25 protein-coding genes are annotated in these 23,727 nt (G+C 71.6%); 7 read left to right on the top strand and 18 right to left on the bottom strand.

Annotated features, from left to right (window positions below; genetic code table 11):
* Positions 1-36 precede the first annotated feature (36 nt).
* The 3 genes from ACFYP4_RS14385 to ACFYP4_RS14375 all read right to left on the bottom strand — a co-directional run bounded on the left by ACFYP4_RS14385 (position 37) and on the right by ACFYP4_RS14375 (position 3,125).
* Positions 37-1,716, bottom strand: coding sequence for a polyamine aminopropyltransferase (locus tag ACFYP4_RS14385; protein WP_388785448.1), 1,680 nt, complete (start codon positions 1,714-1,716; stop codon positions 37-39).
* Positions 1,717-1,860: 144 nt separating this feature from the next.
* The gene (locus tag ACFYP4_RS14380) at positions 1,861-2,391 is read right to left on the bottom strand and encodes a DUF2617 family protein (protein ID WP_388785446.1); all 531 of its coding nucleotides are present in this window, start codon (positions 2,389-2,391) and stop codon (positions 1,861-1,863) included.
* A 440-nt stretch (positions 2,392-2,831) separates the two neighbouring features.
* Positions 2,832-3,125, bottom strand: a complete 294-nt coding sequence (locus tag ACFYP4_RS14375; RefSeq protein WP_388785444.1) for a hypothetical protein — start codon at positions 3,123-3,125, stop codon at positions 2,832-2,834.
* Between the two features lie 118 nt (positions 3,126-3,243).
* Between ACFYP4_RS14375 and ACFYP4_RS14370 the strand changes: the two genes are divergently transcribed.
* From ACFYP4_RS14370 to ACFYP4_RS14360, 3 genes are all read left to right on the top strand, one after another.
* Positions 3,244-4,437 carry a pyridoxal phosphate-dependent aminotransferase gene (locus ACFYP4_RS14370; protein ID WP_388785442.1) on the top strand — a complete coding sequence of 398 codons (1,194 nt, stop codon included), beginning with the start codon at positions 3,244-3,246 and terminating at the stop codon, positions 4,435-4,437.
* 150 nt (positions 4,438-4,587) lie between these two features.
* Positions 4,588-4,845, top strand: coding sequence for a type II toxin-antitoxin system Phd/YefM family antitoxin (locus tag ACFYP4_RS14365; RefSeq protein WP_037676836.1), 258 nt, complete (start codon positions 4,588-4,590; stop codon positions 4,843-4,845).
* Positions 4,846-4,859: 14 nt separating this feature from the next.
* Positions 4,860-5,120, top strand: coding sequence for a Txe/YoeB family addiction module toxin (locus ACFYP4_RS14360; RefSeq protein ID WP_388785439.1), 261 nt, complete (start codon positions 4,860-4,862; stop codon positions 5,118-5,120).
* A gap of 167 nt (positions 5,121-5,287) precedes the next feature.
* On the opposite strand, the gene ACFYP4_RS14355 is transcribed toward ACFYP4_RS14360, so the two are convergent.
* The 6 genes from ACFYP4_RS14355 to ACFYP4_RS14330 all read right to left on the bottom strand — a co-directional run bounded on the left by ACFYP4_RS14355 (position 5,288) and on the right by ACFYP4_RS14330 (position 9,405).
* Positions 5,288-5,467, bottom strand: a complete 180-nt coding sequence (locus ACFYP4_RS14355) for a hypothetical protein (protein ID WP_358854786.1) — start codon at positions 5,465-5,467, stop codon at positions 5,288-5,290.
* Positions 5,468-6,080: 613 nt separating this feature from the next.
* Positions 6,081-6,467, bottom strand: a complete 387-nt coding sequence (locus ACFYP4_RS14350) for a toxin-antitoxin system, toxin component, PIN family protein (protein WP_358854785.1) — start codon at positions 6,465-6,467, stop codon at positions 6,081-6,083.
* Complete coding sequence (locus ACFYP4_RS14345; RefSeq protein ID WP_358854784.1) at positions 6,457-7,113, bottom strand: DUF433 domain-containing protein; 657 nt, start codon at positions 7,111-7,113, stop codon at positions 6,457-6,459. The genes ACFYP4_RS14350 and ACFYP4_RS14345 overlap by 11 nt, the downstream gene beginning before the upstream one ends.
* An 84-nt stretch (positions 7,114-7,197) precedes the next feature.
* Positions 7,198-8,115, bottom strand: a complete 918-nt coding sequence (locus tag ACFYP4_RS14340; RefSeq protein ID WP_388785436.1) for a hypothetical protein — start codon at positions 8,113-8,115, stop codon at positions 7,198-7,200.
* 281 nt (positions 8,116-8,396) lie between these two features.
* Entirely contained in the window at positions 8,397-8,528 is a 132-nt protein-coding gene (locus ACFYP4_RS14335; RefSeq protein ID WP_388785434.1) for a DUF397 domain-containing protein, read from the bottom strand.
* Positions 8,491-9,405 carry a Scr1 family TA system antitoxin-like transcriptional regulator gene (locus ACFYP4_RS14330; protein ID WP_388785696.1) on the bottom strand — a complete coding sequence of 305 codons (915 nt, stop codon included), beginning with the start codon at positions 9,403-9,405 and terminating at the stop codon, positions 8,491-8,493. Before ACFYP4_RS14330 ends, ACFYP4_RS14335 begins: the two co-directional genes overlap by 38 nt.
* A 174-nt stretch (positions 9,406-9,579) precedes the next feature.
* Between ACFYP4_RS14330 and ACFYP4_RS14325 the strand changes: the two genes are divergently transcribed.
* Positions 9,580-10,044 carry an ATP-binding protein gene (locus tag ACFYP4_RS14325; protein WP_358854782.1) on the top strand — a complete coding sequence of 155 codons (465 nt, stop codon included), beginning with the start codon at positions 9,580-9,582 and terminating at the stop codon, positions 10,042-10,044.
* A gap of 138 nt (positions 10,045-10,182) precedes the next feature.
* Positions 10,183-11,385, top strand: coding sequence for a hypothetical protein (locus ACFYP4_RS14320; protein WP_388785432.1), 1,203 nt, complete (start codon positions 10,183-10,185; stop codon positions 11,383-11,385).
* 13 nt (positions 11,386-11,398) lie between these two features.
* Here ACFYP4_RS14320 and ACFYP4_RS14315 read toward each other — a convergent pair whose 3' ends face one another.
* Positions 11,399-11,929: a YbjN domain-containing protein gene (locus ACFYP4_RS14315; RefSeq protein ID WP_355789325.1), complete on the bottom strand. Its 531-nt coding sequence runs from the start codon at positions 11,927-11,929 to the stop codon at positions 11,399-11,401.
* A gap of 520 nt (positions 11,930-12,449) precedes the next feature.
* Positions 12,450-15,050, bottom strand: a complete 2,601-nt coding sequence (gene clpB / locus ACFYP4_RS14310; protein WP_358850780.1) for an ATP-dependent chaperone ClpB — start codon at positions 15,048-15,050, stop codon at positions 12,450-12,452.
* A 116-nt stretch (positions 15,051-15,166) separates the two neighbouring features.
* On the opposite strand from clpB, the gene ACFYP4_RS14305 reads away from it, so the two are divergent.
* Complete coding sequence (locus ACFYP4_RS14305; RefSeq protein WP_358850781.1) at positions 15,167-15,580, top strand: pyridoxamine 5'-phosphate oxidase family protein; 414 nt, start codon at positions 15,167-15,169, stop codon at positions 15,578-15,580.
* Between the two features lie 286 nt (positions 15,581-15,866).
* Here the strand turns inward: ACFYP4_RS14305 and ACFYP4_RS14300 are convergent, their stop codons facing one another.
* Positions 15,867-16,202, bottom strand: coding sequence for a hypothetical protein (locus ACFYP4_RS14300; protein ID WP_358850782.1), 336 nt, complete (start codon positions 16,200-16,202; stop codon positions 15,867-15,869).
* The gene (locus ACFYP4_RS14295; RefSeq protein WP_358850783.1) at positions 16,199-16,327 is read right to left on the bottom strand and encodes a hypothetical protein; all 129 of its coding nucleotides are present in this window, start codon (positions 16,325-16,327) and stop codon (positions 16,199-16,201) included. The genes ACFYP4_RS14300 and ACFYP4_RS14295 overlap by 4 nt, the downstream gene beginning before the upstream one ends.
* Before the next feature lie 361 nt (positions 16,328-16,688).
* On the opposite strand from ACFYP4_RS14295, the gene ACFYP4_RS14290 reads away from it, so the two are divergent.
* Positions 16,689-17,558 (top strand): helix-turn-helix transcriptional regulator, encoded by an 870-nt coding sequence (locus ACFYP4_RS14290; RefSeq protein WP_388785429.1) that lies wholly within the window; start codon positions 16,689-16,691, stop codon positions 17,556-17,558.
* A gap of 31 nt (positions 17,559-17,589) precedes the next feature.
* Here the strand turns inward: ACFYP4_RS14290 and ACFYP4_RS14285 are convergent, their stop codons facing one another.
* The 5 genes from ACFYP4_RS14285 to dnaJ all read right to left on the bottom strand — a co-directional run bounded on the left by ACFYP4_RS14285 (position 17,590) and on the right by dnaJ (position 23,705).
* On the bottom strand, positions 17,590-18,633 hold the full coding sequence (locus tag ACFYP4_RS14285; RefSeq protein ID WP_358850785.1) for a LuxR C-terminal-related transcriptional regulator: 1,044 nt from the start codon (positions 18,631-18,633) through the stop codon (positions 17,590-17,592).
* 292 nt (positions 18,634-18,925) lie between these two features.
* On the bottom strand, positions 18,926-20,392 hold the full coding sequence (locus tag ACFYP4_RS14280) for a PQQ-binding-like beta-propeller repeat protein (RefSeq protein WP_388785427.1): 1,467 nt from the start codon (positions 20,390-20,392) through the stop codon (positions 18,926-18,928).
* 206 nt (positions 20,393-20,598) lie between these two features.
* Complete coding sequence (locus tag ACFYP4_RS14275; protein WP_358850787.1) at positions 20,599-21,708, bottom strand: substrate-binding domain-containing protein; 1,110 nt, start codon at positions 21,706-21,708, stop codon at positions 20,599-20,601.
* A gap of 349 nt (positions 21,709-22,057) precedes the next feature.
* The gene (locus tag ACFYP4_RS14270) at positions 22,058-22,513 is read right to left on the bottom strand and encodes a heat shock protein transcriptional repressor HspR (RefSeq protein ID WP_358850788.1); all 456 of its coding nucleotides are present in this window, start codon (positions 22,511-22,513) and stop codon (positions 22,058-22,060) included.
* Between the two features lie 7 nt (positions 22,514-22,520).
* Positions 22,521-23,705, bottom strand: a complete 1,185-nt coding sequence (gene dnaJ / locus ACFYP4_RS14265) for a molecular chaperone DnaJ (RefSeq protein WP_358850789.1) — start codon at positions 23,703-23,705, stop codon at positions 22,521-22,523.
* Between the last annotated feature and the right edge of the window lie 22 nt (positions 23,706-23,727).

Genomic DNA, 23,727 nt, shown 5'->3' with positions numbered 1-23,727 from the left:
GCACGGGATTCCCCGGTTTCCGCGCCCGCGGGGGACTCAGTCGGCGTACCGCGGGTGGACCAGGGTGGAGGGCGGCAGGCCGGTGACGCGGGTGGCGGCCGCGGCGCGGGCCTCGGCGGCCGGCACCGCGCCGGTGACGCCGGGCGGCCGGGGCTCGCCCGGGTCCCCGCGCGGCGGCGGGCGCGTAAGGGAGGCGAGGACGAAGCCCCAGTCCCGCGGGGCGCGGGAGGCGCCGCTCGTCCGGTCGAGACCCGCGGCGAGGCCGGAGCCGTGTCCGCCGACGCGGTACGGGGCGGTGCGCAGCCCGGCGGCCCGCACGGTGGCGTCGACCGTCCAGAAGGTCCGGGGCCGGGAGCGGACGGGACCCGCGTGCACCACGAGCCGCCCGCCGGGTTGCAGCGCGTGGCGGACGAGGCCGTAGAACTCCTGGGAGTAGAGCTTGGTGCTGGGCGTGATGCCCGGGTCGGGCAGGTCCGAGATCACCACGTCGTAGGTGGCGCGGGTGCGGCGCAGCCAGTCGAAGGCGTCGCCGACCGTGACATGGACGCGCGGTTCGTCGAAGGCGTGCCGGTTGAGCGCGGACAGGGCGGGGTCCCGGCGGGCCAGCCGCACGACTCCGGCGTCGAGTTCGACCACGTCGACCCGGCGCACCCCGGGGTGGCGCAGCACCTCGCGGGTGGCGAGTCCGTCGCCGCCGCCGAGGACGAGGACGCGGGCCCGGGGCCCGTGCAGCGCGGGGTGGACGAGCGCCTCGTGGAAGCGGTGCTCGTCGCGGCCGCCGACCCGGAGCCTGCCGTCGAGGTAGAGGCCGAGGGGGTGGCCGCGGGTGCCGCCGGTGAGGACGACCTCCTGGACGCCGGTCCGCAGGGCGACGCGCACGTCGCCGCCGTACACGGCGTTGCGGGCGGCCCGTTCGAAGTCGTCGGCGAGGACGGCGGCGGTGGCGAGGAGCGCCAGGACGACGAGGTCGGCGGCGAGCAGCAGGCAGCACGCGCGCCGGGTGAGGTCCTGCCGGAACAGGCCGAGGACGAGCGCGCCGCCGGCGATCACGTTGACCGCGCCGGTGAGCAGGGCGCCGGTGAGCTGGCCGCACAGGGGCAGCAGGAGGAAGGGGAAGGCGAGGCCGCCGACCAGTGCTCCGACGTAGTCCGCGGCGAAGAGGTCCGCCACCGCGCCGCCCGCGTCCTGGCGGCGGATGCGCTGGATCAGCTCCATCAGGAGCGGGACCTCGGCACCGATGAGGAGGCCGATGGCCAGCGAGAAGACCACCACGAGGCAGTGCGATCCGCTCGCCCAGGCCCCGCCCCGGTCACCGGTCCAGGCGAACATCGCGTACAGCGCCATGGCGCTGTATCCGCCGACCAGGGCGAGGGCGGCCTCGACCGCGCCGAAACCGGCCGCGGCGCGGCAGCGCAGCCGCTTCGCCGCGAGGGAGCCGATGCCCATCGCGAAGACCATCACGGAGAGGACGACGGACGCCTGGGTGACGGAGTCGCCGGTCAGATAGGAGGCGAGGGCGACGAGTTCGAGTTCGTAGACGAGGCCGCAGGCGGCGCAGACGAAGACGCAGGCGAGGACGAAGAACCGCCCGGTGCCGGGCCGCACGGGCAGCCGCGCCGGGCCCCCCTGGTCTCCCGGCGGGGGTGCGCCGGGTTCCGGGGCTCCCCGTGCTCGCGTGACACCGCGAGTGGAGAAGGGCACGTGCGGATCGATCACACCGCCTACGCTACGTGACGACGACGGCACCTCCCGTCACCCACACGCGTGGAACCTGTCCGCCTGTGCGACAACCCGGCGCCGGGACCGCGGTGTTCGGCGGCTGTGCCCACGATCCCGAAGGCGGCTCGTCCGCCGCGTCGTTCAGGCGGCGGACGGACTGAGGGACGTGACGCGCGCGCTCACTTTCGTACGGGTGGCGACGAGTTGACCGTCCTGCGGGTAGGCGTGCCAGGTGCGCCAGTGCACATGGCCCTCGTGGTGCTGGGCGAGGAGGGCGGTGAAGGCGTGCGGACTGCCGGGGAAGACGCCCGCGAGTCCGTGGGGGTGGTCGGCGACCAGGGCCAGCAACTCCTGGGCGCGTCCGGCGAAGGAGTGGGGCGGGAGGGTCTCGACGCGGGCCGCGAACTCGTACTCCCAGTCGCCGATCCGCTTCGCGACGCCGAGCGGCAGCGGCGTACTGCTGCCGGGAATGCACGCGACGGTCTCCGAGCAGCGGCCGCCCTCCCGCTCGATGAGCACCTGGTGGGAGGCGCCGAGCAGCCGCAACTGCAGTTTCGTGTCCGCGAGTTCGAGGTCGAGGGTGGCGAGCGCCGACAGCGGCTCGAGGCCCAGGGTCCAGGCGAGGTCGGCCGCCCGTGTGTCGGTGTACGAGGTGTTGAGGGTCGTGAGCATGGGTCGGCTCCGCTATTGCGCAAAGGGAGTTGGGGAAGGGAGGCCTGTGCAGCCGGTCGATGCCGGGGAGATCGGCCAGGTCGGTCCGGGTCGGCGGGGACAGATCCGAGGGCCGCGTTGGTGATTTAGAGGGAATCATGAACTGTGGCGCGACCACAGCGCTTTTACCCAACTTCGTAGGATTTCCATCCCCCCGAGGGCTCCACAGCTCAACTGTTCAACTACGGCGTACGCCTGGCGCGCGGACGCCGCGTCCACGAACCGCCGCCCCCGCGTACCGAAAGGCTGACGTGCCCAGAGCGGCGACCCCCGGCGCGCGGTTGACGTGGCTGCCGCGCCGGACCGGTCGGGAACGCCGAAGTGCCCGTCGGAGAATGTCCCCCGACGGGCACTTCGGTGTGCGGATGCGCTTCCCCCGAAGGGAGCTCGGCTGCCCCGTGTCAGCTGCCTCCCCCGCATCCGCCCCCGCCGCCGCACGACGACCCGCCCCCGCAGGACGAGCCGCTGCTGCACGACGAGCCGCCACCGCAGGAGTGGCCGTGGTGGCCGCCACCGGACGACCCGCAGGACGCGGCCGTGCCGCCCCCGCCGGCCCACCAGCTGCCGCTGCCGCGGCGGGAACGCGCGCCGCGGCCCTTCGACCCGATGACCGACTTGTTGCGACTCCGGCTCGCGGCCGTGAAGATTGCGACCAGAGCGATCAGGCCAACCGCCAGGATGATGCCTGTGAACATGGCGTCACCCTCCTTTCACTTCCCCCGAAGCGGCCCCCCGTGGGCTGCGTGGAGGGGGGATGCCCTCACGGGGTGCGCGCCAAAGCAGAGTTGAGGAACTCCAGAGCTTCGGCGCAGGATGGCGGTCATGACCTTCAGCGCACGTCCTCTCCTGAACCGCCGGCTCGCCGAGTTCGGTACGACGATCTTCGCGGAGATGTCGGCCCTCGCCCTGAGCACCGGATCGATCAACCTCGGCCAGGGCTTCCCGGACACGGACGGCCCGCGGGAGATCCGGGACGCGGCGGCGCGGGCGCTCACGGAGGGGCGCGGGAACCAGTACCCGCCGGGTCTTGGCGTGCCCGAGCTGCGGACGGCGGTCGCGGCGCACCAGCAGCGCCGCTACGGGCTGTCGTACGACCCGGACACCGAGGTCCTCGTCACGGCCGGCGCGACGGAGGCGGTCGCCGCGGCCCTGCTGGCGCTGGTGGAGCCCGGTGACGAGGTGGTCGCGTTCGAGCCGTACTACGACTCGTACGCGGCCTGCATCGCGATGGCGGGCGGGACCCGGGTGCCGGTGACGCTGCGCCCGCACGAGGGCGTGTTCCGGCTGGACCTCGACGAGCTGCGGGACGCGGTCACCGACCACACGCGGCTCCTGCTGATCAACACTCCGCACAATCCGACGGGCACCGTGCTCACCCGTGAGGAGCTGACCGAGATCGCGAGGCTCGCCGTGGAGCGGGATCTGATCGTGGTCACGGACGAGGTGTACGAGCACCTCGTCTTCGACGGCGCCGAGCACCTGCCGCTGGCGTCCTTCCCGGGGATGCGCGAGCGGACGGTGAGCATCAGCAGCGCGGGCAAGACGTTCTCGTTCACTGGCTGGAAGGTCGGCTGGGTGACGGCGTCGCCCGCCCTCGTCGCCGCGGTGCGCTCGGCCAAGCAGTACCTGACGTACGTGGCGTCGGGCCCGTTCCAGTACGCGGTCGCCGAGGCCCTCGCGCTGCCGGACGCGTACTTCGAGGAGTTCCGCGCGGACATGCGGGCCAAGCGGGACCTGCTGTCCGCGGGGCTGGCGGACGCGGGCTTCGGGGTCTTCCGGCCCGCGGGCACGTACTTCGTCACCACCGACATCCGGCCGCTCGGGGAGACCGACGGTTTCGCCTTCTGCCGCTCGCTGCCGGAGCGCGCCGGGGTGGTCGCCATTCCGAACGCGGTCTTCTACGACCACCGGGAGGAGGGGGCCCCGTTCGTACGGTTCGCGTTCTGCAAGCGCACGGAGGTACTGGCGGAGGCGGTGCAACGGCTCCACAAGGCATTCGCGGGCTGACCGCCGCCCTGCGGGAATGGTCGACGTGTTCCCCGCCGCCTGCCACGCCTCGCCCGCCCGGCACTTTCGCGGCGCGGGCCGTCATTTCGGCGCTTGCCGCACCGACAGGGACGGACGTACAATTTTCTGTACGTGAAAGGAGCGTCGATCGTGAAGACCATGACGTATTCCGAGTCGCGCGCGCGGTACGCCGAGGTGCTCAACTCCGTCACCGACGACCGCGAGGAGGTCGTCATCACCCGGGCCGGACATGAGCCGGTCGTCATCGTCTCTCTGGAGGACTACGAGTCCCTGAAGGAGACGGCGTACCTGCTGCGCAGTCCGGCCAACGCCCGGCGCCTGCTCGCGTCCATCGACGAGCTGGAGAACGGCGGCGGCACCGTGCGCGAGCTGGCGACCGACGAATAAGGGCTGTCTCGAAGTTGAAGATCACCTTCTCTTCCCGTGCCTGGGAGGACTATCTGTGGTGGCAGCCCCAGGACCGGAAGATCCTCAAGCGCATCAACACGCTCATCACGGACATCACCCGGAACGGCAACGAGGGCATCGGTAAACCGGAACCGCTCAAGCACGGATTCCAGGGCTACTGGTCGCGCCGCATCAACGACGAGCACCGGCTGATCTACAAGGCCACCGAGGACGGCGTCCTGATCGCGCAGTGCCGGTACCACTACGAAAGCTGACGGGACCCGGGGTCTGGCACGGCGCCCCTCTCGCAACCTGCCCCGCGCCGCATGCGAATGGGTGTGTGGACAACGCGGTCTTCTACGACCTGCGGGCGTGACTGTCCCGGACGTGACGGCGCTTCCGGCGCGTCCGGCGACGGCACCGCCGCACCGGGAGACCCTCGTCAGCGGGCGTCCGTCTCGGGCTCCGGGAGCGGGAGTTCGTCGAGGTCGAGGGTGAAGGTCCGGCCGTCGGCCAGGGGGATGGGAAGCTTGCCCGTGGCGTACTTGTGGGTGTGTGCCGCGATGTAACCGGTGGCGGTCGGCTGAGTGTGAAGGACGACTTCCTGGGCGTAGGGGTCCACGACCAAGTAGACCGGGATTGCCGTAGCGGCCGTACTTCGCGGTGCAGTCGTCGTAGTCCTTCCGTGCGGAGGAGGTCGAGACGACCTCGGAGATCAGCAGGACGTCCTCGAAGCTGTAGCGCCTTCCCTCCCGGCGGGCGTCCTCCCGGAGGATCGCCAGATCAGGGGCGGAGTTCTCGTCGGCGGGGAAGTCGATGTAGACGTCGGAGGCGGTCTTCGCATGGCGCCCGAGGGACACGATCGTGTCGTACTGCATCGACTAGATCGTGCTGGAGTGCTCTTCGCTCCGCGGCGTGAGAATCACCTTTCCGTCGGCCCCGAACAGGACCGTGTACCCCTTGGGGAACTCGGTGTGCGCGATCGCGTCGACGCCCATCAACGGCTCCTTCCCGTGTGTGGTCGGGATACGACGGACAGTGCCGCGTCACCGAGCCCGACGGTACGGCCGGAGACCAGTTCCGGGCGGGCTCACGAACAGGCAGACCAACCAGGTGTCGGCTGGGTGACGGCGGCGCCCGGCCTCGCGGTGCGTTCGGTCAAGCAGTACCTGACGTACGTGGCGTCGGGGCCGTTCCAGTATGCGAGCGCCGAGGTCTCGCGTTGCCGGACGCCGTCAGGGCCAGGTGCGCTCGATGCGGTCGTGCCGCACGGCGTACGCCGCCGGACCGCCCTTCTCGACAGCCTCATGCATCGCGTCACGGCGTGCGACGAGCCGCTCGACCATCTCGGCGCTGCGAAGCTGCTGGTTGTCCAGGTAGAACAGCACCGCCTCGCGGTCCAAGACGGGCCGGATCTCCAGGTCCCGGGTCTTGATCCGCCCGTCCTTCGACAGTGGGACCCAGGACCGGTCGAGGCCGTAAGTGATCCACTCCTCGTCGGCCACGTCCTGTCCGTCGTCGGGAAAGACGTCCCCGATGCGGTGAACCGTCCACCCGCAGGCCCTCAGTCCTTCCGCGACGCGGCGACCGAGATTGCGGTCGAGGAAGTACTCAGGCGGCAAGGTGCACCACTGCCTGGCAGAGCGCGTCCACCTGCTCAGGCGTCATGCCGTAGTCGTACGCGATGTCCTCGACGGTCTCCCCGGCCTCCCACAGGTCGGTGATGGCCTGCACCGTGACGCGGTTGGCGGCCACCACGGGGAGACCGTGGCCGAACCTCGGATCGATCACGACGGGGACCGAGGCCGGGTACTGCCTCAGGCGCAGGCTGGAGGGGAAGTCGTCGCCCGGCTCCCAGGTGAGGTAGCGGAGATAGTCGGAGACCACCTCGTGGATGGGAACCTGGCCGTCGCGGGCTCGGCGGAGATCCCCCCAACCGTGCTCGATGAAGATGTCCACGCCGTCCGTGGCGATCCGCTTGGACACGAGACCGTAGGGGGTGTCGAAGGCGTCCCGCACGGCGGCGGCCGCCTCCCTGATCTCGCTCATGCGGAGCCCCAGGGAACGCAGGGAACGAAGAACGTGCGCCTCGGCCACCGCGATGAACGGCACCGACGGCTGTCCCTTGCGTACCGGCTCGACCTGGTGGACCAGTGGCGCTCCGGCGGCCTTGCCCCTCAGCCACGAGGTGAGGGTCGACTGCGGAATCTCGAGGAAGGCGGCGGTCTCCGCAGGCGTCAGCAGTCCATCCCTGAACCTGTCGACCATGCCCCACCTCCTCCTGGCGCCGGATTTCGCATCGTGCCACATCAAGCCTCCCATCTGCGGGCGGGCATATACCCGGTCATGGCCTCAGCCGGTTGCGCGGAGTTGGTCGCGGGTCCGGCAGTCCCGGCAGCGGCCGGGTTCCGCCGTGCGGAATGCCCGGTCGCAGCCGTCGCAGTTCTGCATGGGCACGACCGCGGGGCGTACGGGCGGTTCCGCGCTTCTGGTCGGTAGCGGCAGGGGTGTCTCCTGGAGCCGGTAGGCGAGGAGGCCTGCCGGACGGGACAGGAACCGGTCCGGGAGCCGTGCGGTGAGGTGGTCCGTGATCTGCGTGGGCAGGAGGCCGGCCGCGAGCCACCGGGTGACGGCCGGGGCGAGGCGGGCGGCTTCCGGCGCGGACAGGATCAGGCGGGGGTCGGCACGGCGCAGGGCGGCGAGTACGGCGATGGCCCGGGGGTCGACGTCGGCGACGGTGTCGGCGTCGGCGTCGGCGTCGGCGTCGGCGAGTGGCAGCGGTGTCCTTGCCCCGGCCGGTCCGGGCGCGGGCGCCTTCTCTTCCGTGAGCGCGGGCGCCGGTGGGACCGCCGCGGTGACGGCATGTCTCCGGGGTCGGCGGGGCCTCGGCGGCTCGGGAGGCGCGTCCGGGTCCGGAGCGCCGCCGGGGACGTCGTAGAAGTACGTCCGGGTACGGACCTGGCCCGTGGGCGTTCGCTCGCGGCGGCGCTCCAGGTATCCCGCCGTCTCCAGCTCCCTGAGCGCCCGCGAGATGAGGATCTCGCCCTCGCTGAAGTGCTCGCACAGCGCGGCGATGCTCACGGGGGAGCCGTCGGGCAGGGAGGAGATGTACGCCGCGACGCCGACCGTGACCGCGCTGCCCCGCCGCTGGGCGAGGGCGTTGGAGATCACCGTGAAGTCCGCCGTGAGACGGGTGCGGACGTGGATCACGCCGGACGTCCGAGTTCCGGCTTCGGCGCGCACAGGCGCGTTAGACTGCGGGTCAGCCATCGGGAAGGCTCTTCTTCCTGATCGGTCAGGCCCTCGTTCGGGATTGCCGTCCCGGCCGGGGGCCGTATTCGTTTGCGGTTGTCGCGGCGAACGTAACCATCCGTAGCTCGCCCCGGCAAGCCGGTCACCCGGACGGGTGACGCGAGCCGTTCGGCCGGGGAGGGCGGGTGGGCGGGTGGTTCTTTCCCCCGGTTCTTTCAGGAGGTCAGCGGCCGACCGGACCCTCGCGGGCAAGGGCCCGGCAAGCCCGGAACACGGAGGGCGACCAGGACCCGGCCACCTCAGGAACGGTGGTGCCTGGCCTTCAACTCGCCTATGAAGGCATCCCAGGCGGCGGCTTCGAAGCACAACGCCGGACCGTGCGGGACCTTGCTGTCACGGACCGGGACGACGACCCGGAACCCGTCGGCCACCTCTACGCAGTTGCCGCCCTCCTGATTGCTGTAGCTGCTCTTGCGCCACGCGGCGGCGCTCAGACCGGGACGGGACATTCGCTTCACTGTTGTAGCCCTCCATCGCAGATCGGATCATGTCGAGCGACATGAGCGGGGGCAGGGCATTAGCCCGTAGCCGATCGTAGGTCACGGTGAAACGCTTGACCTCGGCCGGATCCTCGATGAGCTGGCCGTAGTGCGCGCCTTCTGTGTAAGCGACTTCGGACTCGTCCGGCAGCGTCAACACCGTCAGGGAACCACCCATCGCGTCGTGCTCGCCCTGGGCGAACGGCAGCACCTGAACGGTGATGGGGTGCTCCTCCGCCAGGTGGAGCAGGAACTCCAACTGCGCGCTCACAACAGTGCGTCCGCCGATCGGGCGCCTGAGGACCGCTTCGTCGAGCACTACCCACAGCTCCGGTCTGTCGGGCGAACCGAGTCGTTCCTGCCGCGTCATCCGGGCGGTGAGCCGCTCCTCCAACTGCTCGTCACCGCTGAGCGTCAAACCGACGCCCAAAACGGCTCTCGCGTACTCCCTGGTCTGCAACAGACCGGGCACCACGTGCGCCGCGTACTCCCGGATGGCCACGGCCCGTTGCGAGTAGGCGATGAACGCCCGCGACCAGTCCGGGAACGCCTCCCGGTACACGTACGGCCACAGCTCGACGAGCAGATCGTCCGCGCCGAGGGCCGCGTCCAGCGCCCGCGCCAGGTCCAGCGTCGGTTTCGCCCCGGACGCCCGCTCGATCTGCGTGATCCGCGTGCTCACCACGTGTGTTCTGTCGCCGAGTTCGGCCTGGGTCAGTCCGGCCGCCGTACGGAGCCGGCGCACCCGTGCGCCGAACAGCGCGGCCATCGACGTACTGGGGTCGATCCCGTTGGCCAAAGCGTCACTTCCGTTCCTTACGGGGTGAAAAGTAAGGCTGTGTCACCTGTCGAGCGTAGGCCGACCGGACGACTCTTATGCACGGAACGTGACGACCCGCATACGTCACGGGATGCCTCGGCTCGACAGACAGGGACGGACGCCGTGCTGACAGGAACGACCGCATCGGACAACGGGCCGTGCGAACTCCCCTCACTGACGGCGCAGTTCGCGTCGTCCCCGGAGGGTGCCCGGCTCGCCCGCCGGCTCGCCGTCCGGCGCATGCAGGAGTGGGGACACCCGCCGACGTCGGACGTGTCGTGCGCGGTGGCCCTCGTCGTCGGCGAGCTCGCCGCGAACGCCGTACGGCACGGCCGGGCCCCCGGACGCGGCTTCGGCCTCGGGCTCGCCCTCCACCCGGCCGCGGGTCTGGTGCGCGTCGAGGTCGCGGACGCCGTCTCGGCGAAGCACCCGCCCGCGGAGCCGCCCGTGCCGGACCCGGGGGGCGAGTCCGGCCGGGGACTGTTCCTGGTGGACGTCCTGGCCGTGCGCTGGGGGTCCGAACCTCGCCACCCCGTGGGCAAGACGGTGTGGGCGGAGCTGTCCACCCGGACGGACCTCCCCGGCTGACGCACGCCGGCACCCGGATCGGGGGTTCCTAGCACCGTGGCGGCCGCTCTCGCGCGCGGCGCGCCGGACCGGCGCGATCCGTACCCGCACGGCGGGGTGATGCTCGCAAATGCCCCGTAAGGGACGCACAGTTCGGATGTGACCCACGCGAGTACCATCCCCGCCCCCGCCAGGGAGTCCGGTGCCGGGGGCCGCGGCCGCCCGGTTCCCGCCCCGCGGCGGCTGTCCACGACGGCGGCAGGCGCGCTCGGACTGTTCGCCGCCGCCCGCCTCACCGGTGTCCTCGTGCTGTCCGTGGCCGCCTGGGCCCAGGGAAAACAGCCGCTCGCCCTGCTCGGCCGGTCCTGGGACTCGGTCTGGTATCTGGGGATCGCGGCGCACGGCTACGGGCACACCCTGCACGTCGGGCCGGCGGTCGCCCGCAGCGACCTGGCGTTCTTCCCGCTCTACCCGGCGCTCATCCGCTGCGTCACCGCGCTGACCCCGCTCGGCGGCGGCGCCGCGGGCCTGGTGGTCGCCTGGACCGCGGCCGCGGCCGCCGCGTACGGGATCTATCTCGTCGGGGCGCGGCTGCACGGCCCCGCCGTCGCCACCCTGCTCGTCCTGCTCTGGGGGCTGCTGCCGCACTCCGTCGTGCTGTCGATGGCATACACGGAGCCCGTGCTGACGGCCTTCGCCGCCTGGTCGCTGTACGCGGTGCTGACCGGGCGGTGGGTGTGGGCGGGCGCGCTCGCGGCGCTGGCGGGGCTGGCACGGCCGAACGGGGTGGCGGTGGCCGCGGCGGTCCTGGCGGCGGCCGCCTGCGAGATCTTCCGGGCGCGCGGCCGCGATGTTTCCCACAGCCTGTGGACGGGCGCCGCGCTCGCGCCGCTCGGCTGGGGCGGCTACGTCCTGTGGGTCGGCCGCCGCGAGGGTGATCCGCTCGGCGGCTACTTCGCGGTGCAGCGGCTGTGGGGGTCCCGTTTCGACTTCGGCCGCGGCTCCCTGGGCTTCGTGAAGCACCTGCTGCTGCACGGCGGCCGTTTCGTCTTCCCCATGACGATGGTGATCGTGGCGGCGGCCATCCTGCTGTTCGCGCTGCTCGTCGCGGACCGCGCCCCGCTGCCCCTGCTCGTGCACAGCGGCGTCCTGCTGCTGATCGCGCTGGGCGGCTCGGGTTTCTTCGAGTGCAAGCCGCGCTTCCTGCTGCCGGCGTTCCCGCTGCTGCTGCCGCCGGCGGGCGCGCTGGTGCGCACGGCAAGAGCCCGGCCGTGGCACGCGACACTGGTGGTCGGCGCCCTCGCCGGGCTCTCGTTCGCCTACGGGGCGTATCTGGTGGCTGTCGCCCATACGCCCCTGTGAGTGGGGGCCGGGACTACTCCTCGTCGTCCCCGGGCTTGTCCGCCTCGTTGACTTCCTGTTCCAGGCCGAGCTGCTCGACGAGCCACTTGTCGAACTCGATGGCGGCCCGCACCCAGCTGACCGTCGACGAGACGAAGTGCTCCAGGCTGACGCCGGTGCCGATCAGCATCTGCGCCTCGCCGATGAGCCGGACGGTGCCGTCGTCATGCGTGTGGCTGTAGACCTTCGGCCACAGGGTGCGACGGTTCCAGTCGTCGATGGACTCCAGCAGCGCGGGCTTCTCGTCGATCTGGTGCGGCCGGTCGTAGAACGTCCGGACCGAGAAGACCTGCTGGTCACCCTCACCGCGGAACATGAAGTACGTACGGAACTGCTCCCACGGCGCGACGAGGTCTCCCTCTTCGTCGACGAGGTGCTTGAGCTCCATCTGGTCGAGGAGCTGCTTCACGAGGTCCTGATCCGGGACGACGGGGCCCGCCGGTCCGCCGGGCTGCGGCTCGGGCTGGCCCCCGAAGTTCGGAATCGAGGACGGGTCGATGCTCACCGTGTATTTCCCTTCGTACGGATTACGCCATCCTCCCCCATGCGGGGCGGGGAGTGGCAACCCCTGGCGGGCCTGTCCGCCGGGGGCTGACACGATCTGGCCGATGTCAGCCCCCGGACGGCGGCCGGGCGCGGGTCCACGGCGTGCCGCGGGAGGGCGGGAGGGGCTCCGACCGGCCCCGCACGCCTCCCAGGACGCCCGGGAAGACCCCGGTCGGCGGGTACGGCCGAAGGTGGCGTACGGGGGCGGGGGCACCGCCCTCGTACGCCGTGAGGGCCCTTCTCACCGAGAGCGGGCGGGGCCCCAGGGAGCCCTGAGGCCACCGAGGCCGCTGGGGCAGCCGAGGCTCCCGGAGCTGTCGGAGCCCCCGGGGCCCCCGGCGCTGTCGGGACCCCCGGGGCCAGCGGGACCCCCGGGGCCGTCGGGGCCGTCGGGACCCCGGGGGCCCGTGGCCTGTGGGACCGCCGGGGCCCCCGGTTGCCGAGGCCCCCGGAGTTTTCGGAGCCCTCGGGACCCCGGGCTACAGCGTCTTGCCGGCCGCCGGGCCCACGATCAGGCCGTCGCCGGCGGCGTCCACGCGGACCGTGTCGCCGTCCTTGACCTCGCCCGCGAGGATCTCCTTGGCGAGCCGGTCGCCGATCGCCGTCTGGATGAGGCGGCGCAGCGGCCGGGCACCGTAGGCCGGGTCGTTGCCCTTGTCGGCGAGCCAGGCCAGGGCCGCCTCGGTGACCTCCAGGGCGAGCCGCCGGTCGGCGAGGCGCTGGGCGAGCCGGTCGATCTGGAGCCGGGCGATGCGTTCCAGCTCCGTCCTGGAGAGTGCCGAGAAGACGACCAGGTCGTCGAGCCGGTTGAGGAACTCCGGCTTGAAGGAGGCCCGTACGACCTCCAGGACCTGTTCCTTCTTCTCCTCCTCGGTGCTGACCGGGTCGATCAGGAACTGGCTGCCGAGGTTGGAGGTGAGGACCAGGATGGTGTTGCGGAAGTCGACCGTGCGTCCCTGACCGTCCGTCAGGCGGCCGTCGTCCAGGACCTGGAGCAGGATGTCGAAGACCTCCGGGTGCGCCTTCTCGACCTCGTCCAGCAGGACCACGCTGTACGGGCGCCGGCGCACGGCCTCCGTCAGCTGGCCGCCCTCCTCGTACCCGACGTAGCCGGGCGGGGCGCCCACCAGGCGGGCGACGCTGTGCTTCTCGCCGTACTCGCTCATGTCGATGCGGACCATGGCCCGCTCGTCGTCGAAGAGGAAGTCCGCGAGCGCCTTGGCCAGTTCGGTCTTGCCGACGCCGGTCGGGCCGAGGAACAGGAAGGAACCGGTGGGCCGGTCGGGGTCGGCGATACCGGCCCGGGTGCGCCGCACCGCGTCGGACACCGCGCGGACGGCCTCCGACTGCCCGATCAGGCGGCGGCCCAACTCGTCCTCCATGCGCAGGAGTTTCTGGGTCTCGCCCTCCAGGAGACGGCCGGCCGGGATACCGGTCCAGGCGCCGACGACGTCGGCGATGTCGTCCGCGCCGACCTCCTCCTTGACCATGGTGTCGCCCTCGGCGGCCTCCACCTCCTCCTCGGAGGCGGCCTCCAGGTCCCTCTCCAGGTCCGGGATCTCGCCGTAGAGCAGCTTGGACGCGGTGTCGAAGTCACCGTCGCGCTGGGCGCGTTCGGCCTGGCCGCGCAGCTCGTCGAGCTTCTCCTTCAGCTCACCGACGCGGTTGAGGGACTGCTTCTCCTTCTCCCAGCGGGCGGTGAGGCCGCGCAGCTCCTCCTCGCGGTCGGCGAGGTCGCGGCGCAGCTTGTCCAGGCGCTCCCGGCTGGCGGCGTCGGTCTCCTTGCCGATCGCCAGCTCCTCCATCTTCAGCCGGTCGACGGCACGCTGGAGTTCGTCGATCTCGACGGGGGACGAGTCGATCTCCATGCGCAGCCGGGACGCGGCCTCGTCGACGAGGTCGATGGCCTTGTCGGGCAGGAAGCGCGAGGTGATGTACCGGTCGGAGAGGGCCGCGGCGGCCACCAGGGCGCTGTCCGCGATCTGTACCTTGTGGTGGGCCTCGTAGCGTCCCTTGAGCCCGCGCAGGATCGCGATGGTGTCCTCGACGGTCGGCTCGGCGACCAGCACCTGCTGGAAGCGCCGCTCCAGGGCGGGGTCCTTCTCGATCCGCTCGCGGTACTCGTCGAGGGTCGTCGCGCCCACCATCCGCAGCTCGCCGCGGGCCAGCATGGGCTTCAGCATGTTGCCCGCGTCCATGGCGGAGTCGCCGCCGGCGCCCGCGCCCACGACGGTGTGCAGTTCGTCGATGAAGGTGATGATCTGGCCGTCGGAGTCCTTGATCTCGGCGAGGACGGTCTTGAGCCGCTCCTCGAACTCGCCCCGGTACTTCGCGCCGGCGACCATGGCGCCGAGGTCGAGCGCGACGAGCCGCTTGTTCCTCAGGGACTCGGGCACGTCGCCCTTGACGATCCGCTGGGCGAGCCCCTCCACGACGGCGGTCTTGCCCACACCGGGCTCGCCGATGAGGACGGGGTTGTTCTTGGTGCGCCGGGACAGCACCTGCACGACCCGGCGGATCTCCTGGTCCCGGCCGATGACCGGGTCGAGCTTGCCCTCCCGCGCGGCGGCGGTGAAGTCGGTACCGAACTTTTCGAGTGCCTTGTACTGGCCCTCGGGATCCGCGGTCGTCACCCGGCGCCCTCCCCTGGTCGTCTGGAACGCGGCCAGCAGCTTCTTGGCACTGGCTCCCTGCGAGGACAGTACGTCCGCGGTGCGGCCGCCCTTCGCGGCGATGCCGATCAGCAGGTGCTCGGTGGACAGGAACTCGTCGCCGAGCTCCTTGGCCCGCTCGGCGGCGTCGGCGATGACGGCGAGCAGCTCCCGGTTGGGCTGCGGGGGCGCGACGGTGGAGCCCGCCACGCTGGGCAGCGCGGCCAGCACCTGCTCGGTCCCGGTGCGCACGGCCGCCTGGTCGGCGTCGACCGCGGCCAGCAGGTCGGTGATGTTCTCGTTGTCCTGGCCCGCCAGCAGAGCGAGCAGCAGGTGGGCGGGGGTGAGGTCCGGGTGGCCCTCGGACACGGCCCGGGTACTGGCCGCGTTGATCGCGTCCCGGCTCCTGTTGGTCAGCTCGGCGTCCACGGTCGCTGTCTCCTCCTCGCGTCAGTCGTCCTCATCCTGACTTCAGGAACGTACACAAAGTTGAGTCTATTCCACTCAAGAAGGTCCGCGGGACGAGAAAAGGTTAAGTTCCCGCCATGGCCGCATACCCCGTGAACCCGCGCGACCCCGACGCCGCCTATCTCGGCTTCTGGCGGGAGCGCCACCTGTGCACCCTGACCACCCTGCGCCCCGACGGCTCCCCGCACGTGGTGCCCGTCGGGGTGACCTACGCGCCGGAGGAGGGGCTGGCCCGGGTGATCACGAACGGGTCGAGCACGAAGGTGGCCAACATCCTGGCCGCGGGGGCGGGCGGCGCCCGGGTGGCGGTGTGCCAGGTGGACCGGCGGCGCTGGGCGACGCTGGAAGGGCTCGCCGTCGTGCACCGGGAGCCGGAGCGTGTCGCGGAGGCGGAGCGGCGCTACGCGGAGCGCTACGGGCGCGTCCCCTCGCCCAACCCCGCCCGGGTGGTGATCGAGATCGAGCTGACCTCGGCGATGGGGCGCGGCTGATCTCCGACCCGGCCGACCCGGAGGGCGGGCGGGCGGCCGGACAGCCGGGCAGCCGGGCGGCCGGGCCAGGCGGGCAGCCGGGCGGCCGGGCAGGCGGGCGGCCGGGCAGGCGGGCAGGCGGGCGGGCGGCCGGGCAGGCGGCGCGCCTCGCCCGATGGGCCTCGCCCGATGCGCAATCACCGCGATTCCTCGCCCAAAACTGCAGCGGCGTCACCGTGTTCAGGTCACGGTGACGCCGCTGCCGGGGGGAAGCACCTGCGCGATCTACTACGACGGGGGAATCGCGTCAGGCACTGCGGGGGGTGGCTGAGATGGTCCGTACAGCCGGGGTCTCCGGCTCGACCAGCTGGTGGTCACGCTGGTCCAGATTCACAAAGATCATGCCGTACCGGATGGCGCACCGTACTGGCTGCGGCGCCCCCCGAGGCCGCCGCAGACACCGGAACGCCCGGACGTCGTCGTCCTCGTCCCGGGTGACGACCACCGGCTCCCCGAAGACCGTCACCATCAACGAGTCACCGCTGTGGGGGATGGCGGTGGCCAGGTCGATGAAGTGCCAGCCGGACCGGTAGGCGGTCGCCATCTCCCGGCGGAAGGAACGGTCGTCGGGTGGGATGGTCATGCCGCCACGCCCTTGGGGGAACCGACGCTCCACGAGAGGTCCCCCTGCACGCTGCTCCAGGACAGGTCCGGCGGGGCGATGCTCCAGGACAGGTCGCCGGGCACGGCGCCGGTCGTGCTGGACACGTGTGCATTGGCAGGCTCACTGCTCCACGAAAGGTCCAGGGCGCTTGCGGCACTGAAGACCATCCCAGCGGAGAAGGCGACAGCGAGCACCGAGCGAACCATTCTCTTGCACATAGTCGGCTTCGTCCTCACTTCCTTGGATACTCTCCCCCGCCGTCCTCCAAGACGATGGCTCATTCAGTCAGGCAAACACCACAGGGTCGATGCATCATGTTCCTGCACGTTCAGGACCCTGGGGGGTGGAGCTTTGCCTACAAAGAACTCACATCGGACACATCCTCATGCCGAGACTGAACTGTGCGACGAGGGCAAGCGTCTTTATGCCACCGCGCTGCGCTCGGGGCGCATCGCGCGCCAGGAGGTGGAACCCGCTCCCTGCCTGATGGAATTCGCGCTGCTGCACCCCGATCCGGACGACCCCCTGTGGCTGCGGCCGGTGCCGCCGGCGGCCGCGCTCGCCCAGCGTCTGCACCCGATAGAGCGGGAGATCCAGGAGCGTAGGAGCCTCGCGGTGGAGTTGACCGACTCCTTCGAGCCATTCATGGCCATCACCGCCCAGGACCCGCCGACCACGCACGCCATCACCGTGCTCGAAGGCATCAACCGGATCAACTCGGCGATCGAGGTCGCGATGGCCGAGTGCCACTCGGAGATCCTCACCGTCCAGCCGGGCGGCGGCCGCAGCGAGCACTCCCTCATCGAGGCCCTGGAGCGCGGCCGGGCGGTCATCGCCCGCGGCATCACCATGCGCACGCTCTACCAGCACACCGCGCGGCACAGCCAGGGCACGCTGGCCTACGCGGAGCACATGACCAAGGGCAACGTCGAGATCCGGACCCTCGAGGAGCTCATCGAGCGGTTGATGATCTTCGACCGCACGGTGGCGTTCATCCCCGCGCGCGGCGACGGCCAGATGGCCCTCGAACTGCGCCACCCCGGCCTCGTGGAGTACCTCGCCAAGGTCTTCGAACAGCTCTGGGCCCGCGGTGTCCCGCTCCTGGAGGAAACCCCGTACGCGCCCCCCACCGACGGCATCACCGGCGTCCAGCGCTCCATCGCCAAACTGCTCGTCGAGGGCCACGTCGACGAGGCCATCGCCCGCCGCCTCGGCATGAACGTCCGCACCTGCCGCGCCCACATCGCCAAGCTCGCCGCCGCGCTCGGCAGCGGCAGCCGTGCCCAGCTCGGCTTCCTGATCGCCCAGTCGGGCATCCTGGACCCGGCCCGCTGAGCGGCCCCGGCACGAGGGCCCGCCCCGGGGCTCAGCGGGCCGTGGGCGCGTCCCGGCCCGGCGCGGCGGCCGGGAGCAGCTCCGCCGGGTCCGCGGCCCGCGGCGGCCCGTCGAGGCCCGCCTGGGCGATGCGCACCCCCAGCTGCGTGCGGCTGGCGGCGCCGAGGGTCTCGGAGAGCCGCGCGATGTGCGCCCGGCACGTGCGGACGCTGATGCCGAGACGCTCGGCGACCACGGCGTCCTGGTGGCCCTCCGCGAGCAGCGCCGCGATCGACCGCTCCCGGTGCGTGATGCCCTCGATGCCCGTGGAGGGCAGCGACGCGGCCAGCGGGATGCCCAGCCGCCAGAGCCGCTCGAAGACCGTGACCAGGTAGTCCACCAGGGCCGGGTGGCGCAGTTCCAGGGCGATCGTGCGGTCCGCGTTCGCGGGGATGAACGCCACCTTGCGGTCGAAGACGATCAGGCGCTCCACGACCTCGTCGAGCGTGCGGGCCTCGGCCGCCTCCCCCATCAGCTCCATGTACGTGTGCAGGCCCTGCCCGTGCCGCGCCACATGGGTGTACAGGTCGCGCATCCGGACCCCGCGCCGGCGCAGCCCCAGCGCCCGGTGCAGGCCCTCGGACAGCTCGTCCTCACGGCGGATGCCGCCCGGCTGCACCGTCAGCACCTCGGTGCGGCACGCCTCGGTGGCCTCGTCCATCGCGGCCCGGATCCGCGGCAGTCCGTCGAGCACCCGGATGGCGACGCCCTCGGCCGGCGGCCGGACGCGTCCGCCGAGGCCCGCGTACCACTCGAAAGCGGCCACCGCGTCGCCCACCCGCGCCTGGCTCGCGGTGATTTCCTCGTACATGCCCCGCAGCAGCCGCGTCATGACCTCCTGCGGCGACGTCGGCACCAGCCAGCCCATGTCGTCGGGGTCCGGGTGCAGCAGCGCCAGCTCCAGCAGGCACGGCACCGCGTCGGCGTCGGCACGCAGCACGCGACCGCGCCGTACCGCCCGGGAATACACGCGGTCCCCGGCCTCGCACAGCCGGTCAGCACCGTGCGGATGCGTGTCCGTCCCGTGCCCCGCCATCTCCCACCCCTGGCTCCAAACTCCTGGCTCCAGCGTCTTGCGCGATGCAACGCCTCGGCGTCTTCCGCAGCGACACTATGCGCGGCCCCGTCCGCCATCGCAACACGCCTCCTCCCGCCGCCTGCCCCCGATCGCCCCGACAGGTCGGTAAATATCCCCACCTCCGCAACGGACTCCTGCAACAAGCTGACCGGGCCGGTCCCGCACCGGCCCGCACACCCGGGTTACTGCACAAGCCGCGGAGTGGCCGGATCTCTACGCCGACGGTGCGGGGCGGGGCCAGGTACGGACGTCAGGACGCCGGCGCGAAGACGAAGAAGCCGTCCTCGGTGCCGAGGTAGCCGTACCGGGAGGCGTCGTCGAACAACGGCACGTGGTCGGCAGGGAGGCTCTTGGCCAGGACCTCCTTCGTGCGCGCGTCGACCGCGACGACGGTGTCGTCCCCGGTCGTGCCGTACAGGACCGAGTCGTCCGCCGAGAAGCGGAGGGGGGTCAGCGGCTTCTCACCGGCTCCCTGGGCCCAGAGCTGTCTGCCGGTCGCCGCCTCCCGGACGACGACGCCCTCGTCCGTGGCGGCGGCCACCAGGTTGCCGGAAGGGGCGAAGAGGGGCTCCCGCACGGTCGGGTAGGAGGCGCCGGCCTCGGCACCGCCGCCCAGCTCGTACCAGGCGTCGATCCAGACGTCCGAGCCGGCGGCCGTCTGCCAGGCGGTGAGGACCTTGCCGTCCGAGACCCGCAGCACCCTGACGCCCTCGGACATCCGGTCGCCCTCGTCCGTGAACTTCACGCCCCGGGGCGGCTCGACGTCGGCGCTGCTCCAGACCTTCCGCCCGGTGGCGAGGTCGGAGAGGGTGACCTGCTCCGGCTCGTACTGGAAGTCCGAGGCGTTCTCGAAGCCCGCGTAGTACTTCCCGGTGATCAGCGGCGCGAACGCCGACGCCCCGGTGGCCTCGCCCGTCTCGGGGAGGAACGCGCAGTCGGCCTGCGAGCCGGTGCAGTCGACCGTGCGCGTCTCACCGCCGTCGACGGGGGTGAGGCTGAGCGTGTTGTCGGCGGCGCCGACGCGGTAGCCCTCCAGGAGAACGACGGCGGGGTAGGTGGACTGCCCCACCATCCGGTTGACGTCCTGAGGCAGTTCGCTGGTGCCCAGCTTCTTCCCGGTGGCGTCGTACAGCGTCGCCGTCGAGGTCACGGTCTCCTCGGTCAGCCCGTCGGACTCGGTCGTCCCGGACGTGCCTACGGCGAGGGCGGGAACACCGTCGTGCCAGGTGGTGGCCGTGACGGAGTCGGACTTCACCTTCATCGTCCTGCGCACGCCGCCGGTCTTCGCGTCCCGGAACTCCAGGACGAGGCTCTCCGGTTCGTCGGACATGTGCAGCACGAGGTCCTTGCCCCGCTCGGGCTCCCCCGCCGCGTCGAAGTCCGTGACGTAGGCGCCGTCCGCGTCCTTCGCGAAGACGAACGTCTCGCCGAGGTCGAGCAGGCCGGGCGCACTGCCGCCCTCGGCGGCGGGCAGGCTCCACGCGGCCCGCTCGGCGAGTCCGGGCAGGCGGGGGCCCTTGTAGGCGGGGCCGGCCGGGGCCGCACCGCCGGAGCCGGCCGAACCGCCGGAGGCCGCGCCCTTGTCCGCGGGCTCGCCGGTCGCGTCACCCGAGCCGCAGCCGGCGAGCAGACCCAGCGCGAGCGCCAGCCCCGTCACCGCCCCCGCGCCCCGCGGCCGCCGTGCTGCCCGTCGTATCTCTTCATCGACTGCGCGCATCGAGAATGCGTCTCCCCGTGATCATGATGTGGAAGCGCGCAACCCTGGACGATCTTGGAATCGTCCATGAGCCGCCCGCCGCCGGGGAGTCCCGTTCGTCCGTATCTCGGCCACGGGGGCGCGGGCACCTTCACCGAATCTCCGCGCGCACCCGGGTCAGGCCTGGTCAGACCCCTACCCGGGTCAGGCCCGCGCCCGGCTCGCGCCTAGTTCAGGCCGACCGCGGAGCAGTCCGCCTTGAGCTTCGGCGTGCAGATCTGCTTGACCGTGTAGAAGCCCTCCTCCACGACGGTCTCCCTGATGTTCTTCTTGGTCAGGGCGACCACGGGCACCAGCTGGGCCGGGACCTTCTTCGTGGTGGGGCTGTCGACCGTGTCGCGGGTGAGGGCGTCGAACTCGATGGAGCGGCCCTGGACCTTCGCGACGGCCATCTGGGCGGCGGCGCTGGCCTCCTGCGGGTACGACTTGTAGACGCTCATGAACTGGTCGCCCGAGACGATGCGCTGCACGGCGGCCAGTTCGGCGTCCTGACCGGTGACCGGCGGAAGCTTGCCGGCGCCGGTCTCCTTCAGGGCCTCGATGACGGCGCCCGCCATGCCGTCGTTGGCGGAGTAGACACCGGCGATGTTGTCCAGGCCGACGGCCGTGATGGCCTCCTGCATCCGGATTTTGGCGTTCTCCGGCTTCCAGTCCGTGACGTCGTACTTCTTGGCGATGACCACCTTGCCCTGGAGCTCGGACAGCGCGCCCGCCTTGAACTGCGCGGCGTTCGGGTCGGTGACCGAGCCGTTCATCATGACGATCTTGCTGGTGGCGGCGCCGGAGCCCAGCGTCTCCACGAGCGCCCTGCCCTGCACCTCGCCGACGAGCTCGTTGTCGAAGGAGATGTACGCGTCGATCGGCCCCTGCGCCAGGCGGTCGTACGCGATGACGGGGATGCCCGCGTCCTTCGCCTTCTGCACGGCGCTCGCGATGGACTTCGAGTCCACCGCGTCCAGCAGCACGACGTCGACCTTGTCGGCCACCATCTGCTCGAGCTGGCTCTTCTGCCTGGCCGCGTCCTGCTCGGCGTTGGCGTACTCGACGCGGCCCTTGTCGTGGGTGAGCTCGGCGACCTTCTTCTTGATGATGGGGTGGTCGAACTTCTCGTAGCGAGAGTTCTCCTTCTCCGGAAGGAGCAGACCCACCGTGATGTCGTCGCCCTTCTTGGGGCCGGCGGAGCTGCCGTCGCCACCACCGATGCCGTCCACGACACCGCAGGCAGCGAGCGGGGCGGCCAGGGCAAATGCTCCCAAGGCTATGGCAGTACGACGCATACGGATTCGGGTGTTCACTTGATGTGCCTTCCGGACGAGGCCGCAGCTTTGCGACCAGGTGGCTGAAAGCCAACGCGGCGATCACCGCAGCGTCAAGGAGTAACCACTTAACGAGATGACAACGGCCTGGTGTGTGTGGCGTGTGAAGGTACCAACTCCCAGGACGTGCGGGAACGTTGCACCCTCTCCACCTCGTGCGACTTCCGGGCGCCCGCGCCGGGACCTCCGACCGTCACGGAACGTGGCCGCACGCGTACGTTTTCTGCCATGTGGGGTGAGGCCCGGCGGGCAGCCGAAGGGGCCGGGGAGGTGGCACCTCCCCGGCCCCTTCGCACGCGCTCGCGCGGGCCTACTGCTCGGACGACCGCTTGGGCCGCCACACCACCAGCGCGCTGGTCTGCTGGACGTCCTGGTACGGCACCAGGTCCCGGCGGTACGAGGCGTGGACGGCCGCCTCGCGCTGCCGCATCGCGGTGGCGGCTCCGTCGAGGGCCGCCTCCATCTCCGCGACCCGGGACTGGAGCGCGGCGACCTGGTTCTCCAGCTCGATGATCCGCTTGATGCCGGCCAGGTTGATGCCCTCGTCCTGCGACAACTGCTGGACGGTGCGCAGCAGTTCGATGTCACGGGCCGAGTAGCGCCGGCCCCGCCCGGCCGTGCGGTCGGGAGAGACCAGGCCGAGGCGGTCGTACTGACGCAGGGTCTGCGGGTGCAGTCCGGAGAGCTGGGCCGCCACCGAGATGACGTAGACCGGCGTCTCCTCGGTCAGTTCGTACGGGTTCCGTCGACGGCCGATTCCGTCCATGGCGTCCTCATGCTCCCTTCGCGGCCTGGAACAGCTCCGCCCGCGGATCCTCCTCCGCGGTCGCCTCGCGATACGCCTCCAGCGCGTCGCGAGCCTTGTCCGAGAGATCCGTGGGGACGGCGACCTCGACGGTGACCAGCAGGTCGCCGCGGGTGCCGTCCTTGCGGACCGCGCCCTTGCCCCGCGCCCGCATCGTGCGGCCGTTGGGCGTGCCCGGGGGCAGCTTCAGGGTGACCGGGGGCCCGCCCAGCGTGGGCACGCGCACCTCGCCCCCCAGCGCCGCCTCCGGGTAGGTGACGGGCACCGTGACGGTGAGGTTGTCGCCCTTGCGGCCGAAGACCGGGTGGGCGTCCACGTGCACGACGACGTACAGGTCGCCGGCGGGGCCGCCCCGTTCGCCCGGGGCTCCCTTGCCGCGCAGCCGGATCCGCTGGCCGTTGCTCACACCGGCCGGGATGCGGACCTGCATCGTGCGCGACGACTTGGCCCGGCCGCTGCCCCGGCAGACCTCGCAGGCGTTCTCCGCGATCAGGCCGCGGCCCTTGCAGTCGGGGCAGGGATCGGTCAGCGAGAAGCCGCCGCCCGACCCGCGGGCCACCTGGCCGGTGCCGACGCACGTCGGGCACACGCGCGGTGTGCCGTTCGCGTCGCCGGTGCCCGAACAGGCCTTGCAGGGCGACTGGGAGGACATGCGCAGCGGGACCGTCGCCCCGTCCACAGCCTCCGTGAAGCTCAGCGTGACCTCGGACTCGATGTCCTGGCCGCGCCGCGGCTGGGTCCGGGCGCCCGTGCCCGCGCCGCCGCGGTTGAACAGGCCCCCGAAGACGTCACCTATGCCGCCGCCGAAGCTGCCGCCCGCCGCCGTACCGCCCTGGGCGCCGCCTCCGAAGAGGTCGCCCAGGTCGAAGTTGAAGGAGCCGCCGCCGGCGCCGGGACCGGGCCGGAAGCCGCCGTTGCCGAAGAGGGCGCGTGCCTCGTCGTACTCCTTGCGCTTCTTGGTGTCACCGAGGACGTCGTTCGCCTCGGAGATCTCCTTGAAGCGCTCCTCCGCCTTCGCGTTGCCCTTGTTGGCGTCCGGGTGGAACTCGCGCGCGAGCTTCCGGTACGCCTTCTTGATCTCGGCCTCGGTGGCGTCCTTGGGGACGCCGAGAACCTTGTAGTAGTCCTTCTCGATGAAGTCCTTGGTGCTCATCCCCGACGTCCCTCCTCCCTCT

The organism is Streptomyces sp. NPDC005551, from assembly GCF_042871785.1.
GTDB lineage: Bacteria > Actinomycetota > Actinomycetes > Streptomycetales > Streptomycetaceae > Streptomyces.
The sequence above is the reverse complement of the archived record's forward strand: the minus strand, read 5'-3'. Positions and strand labels throughout refer to the sequence as shown.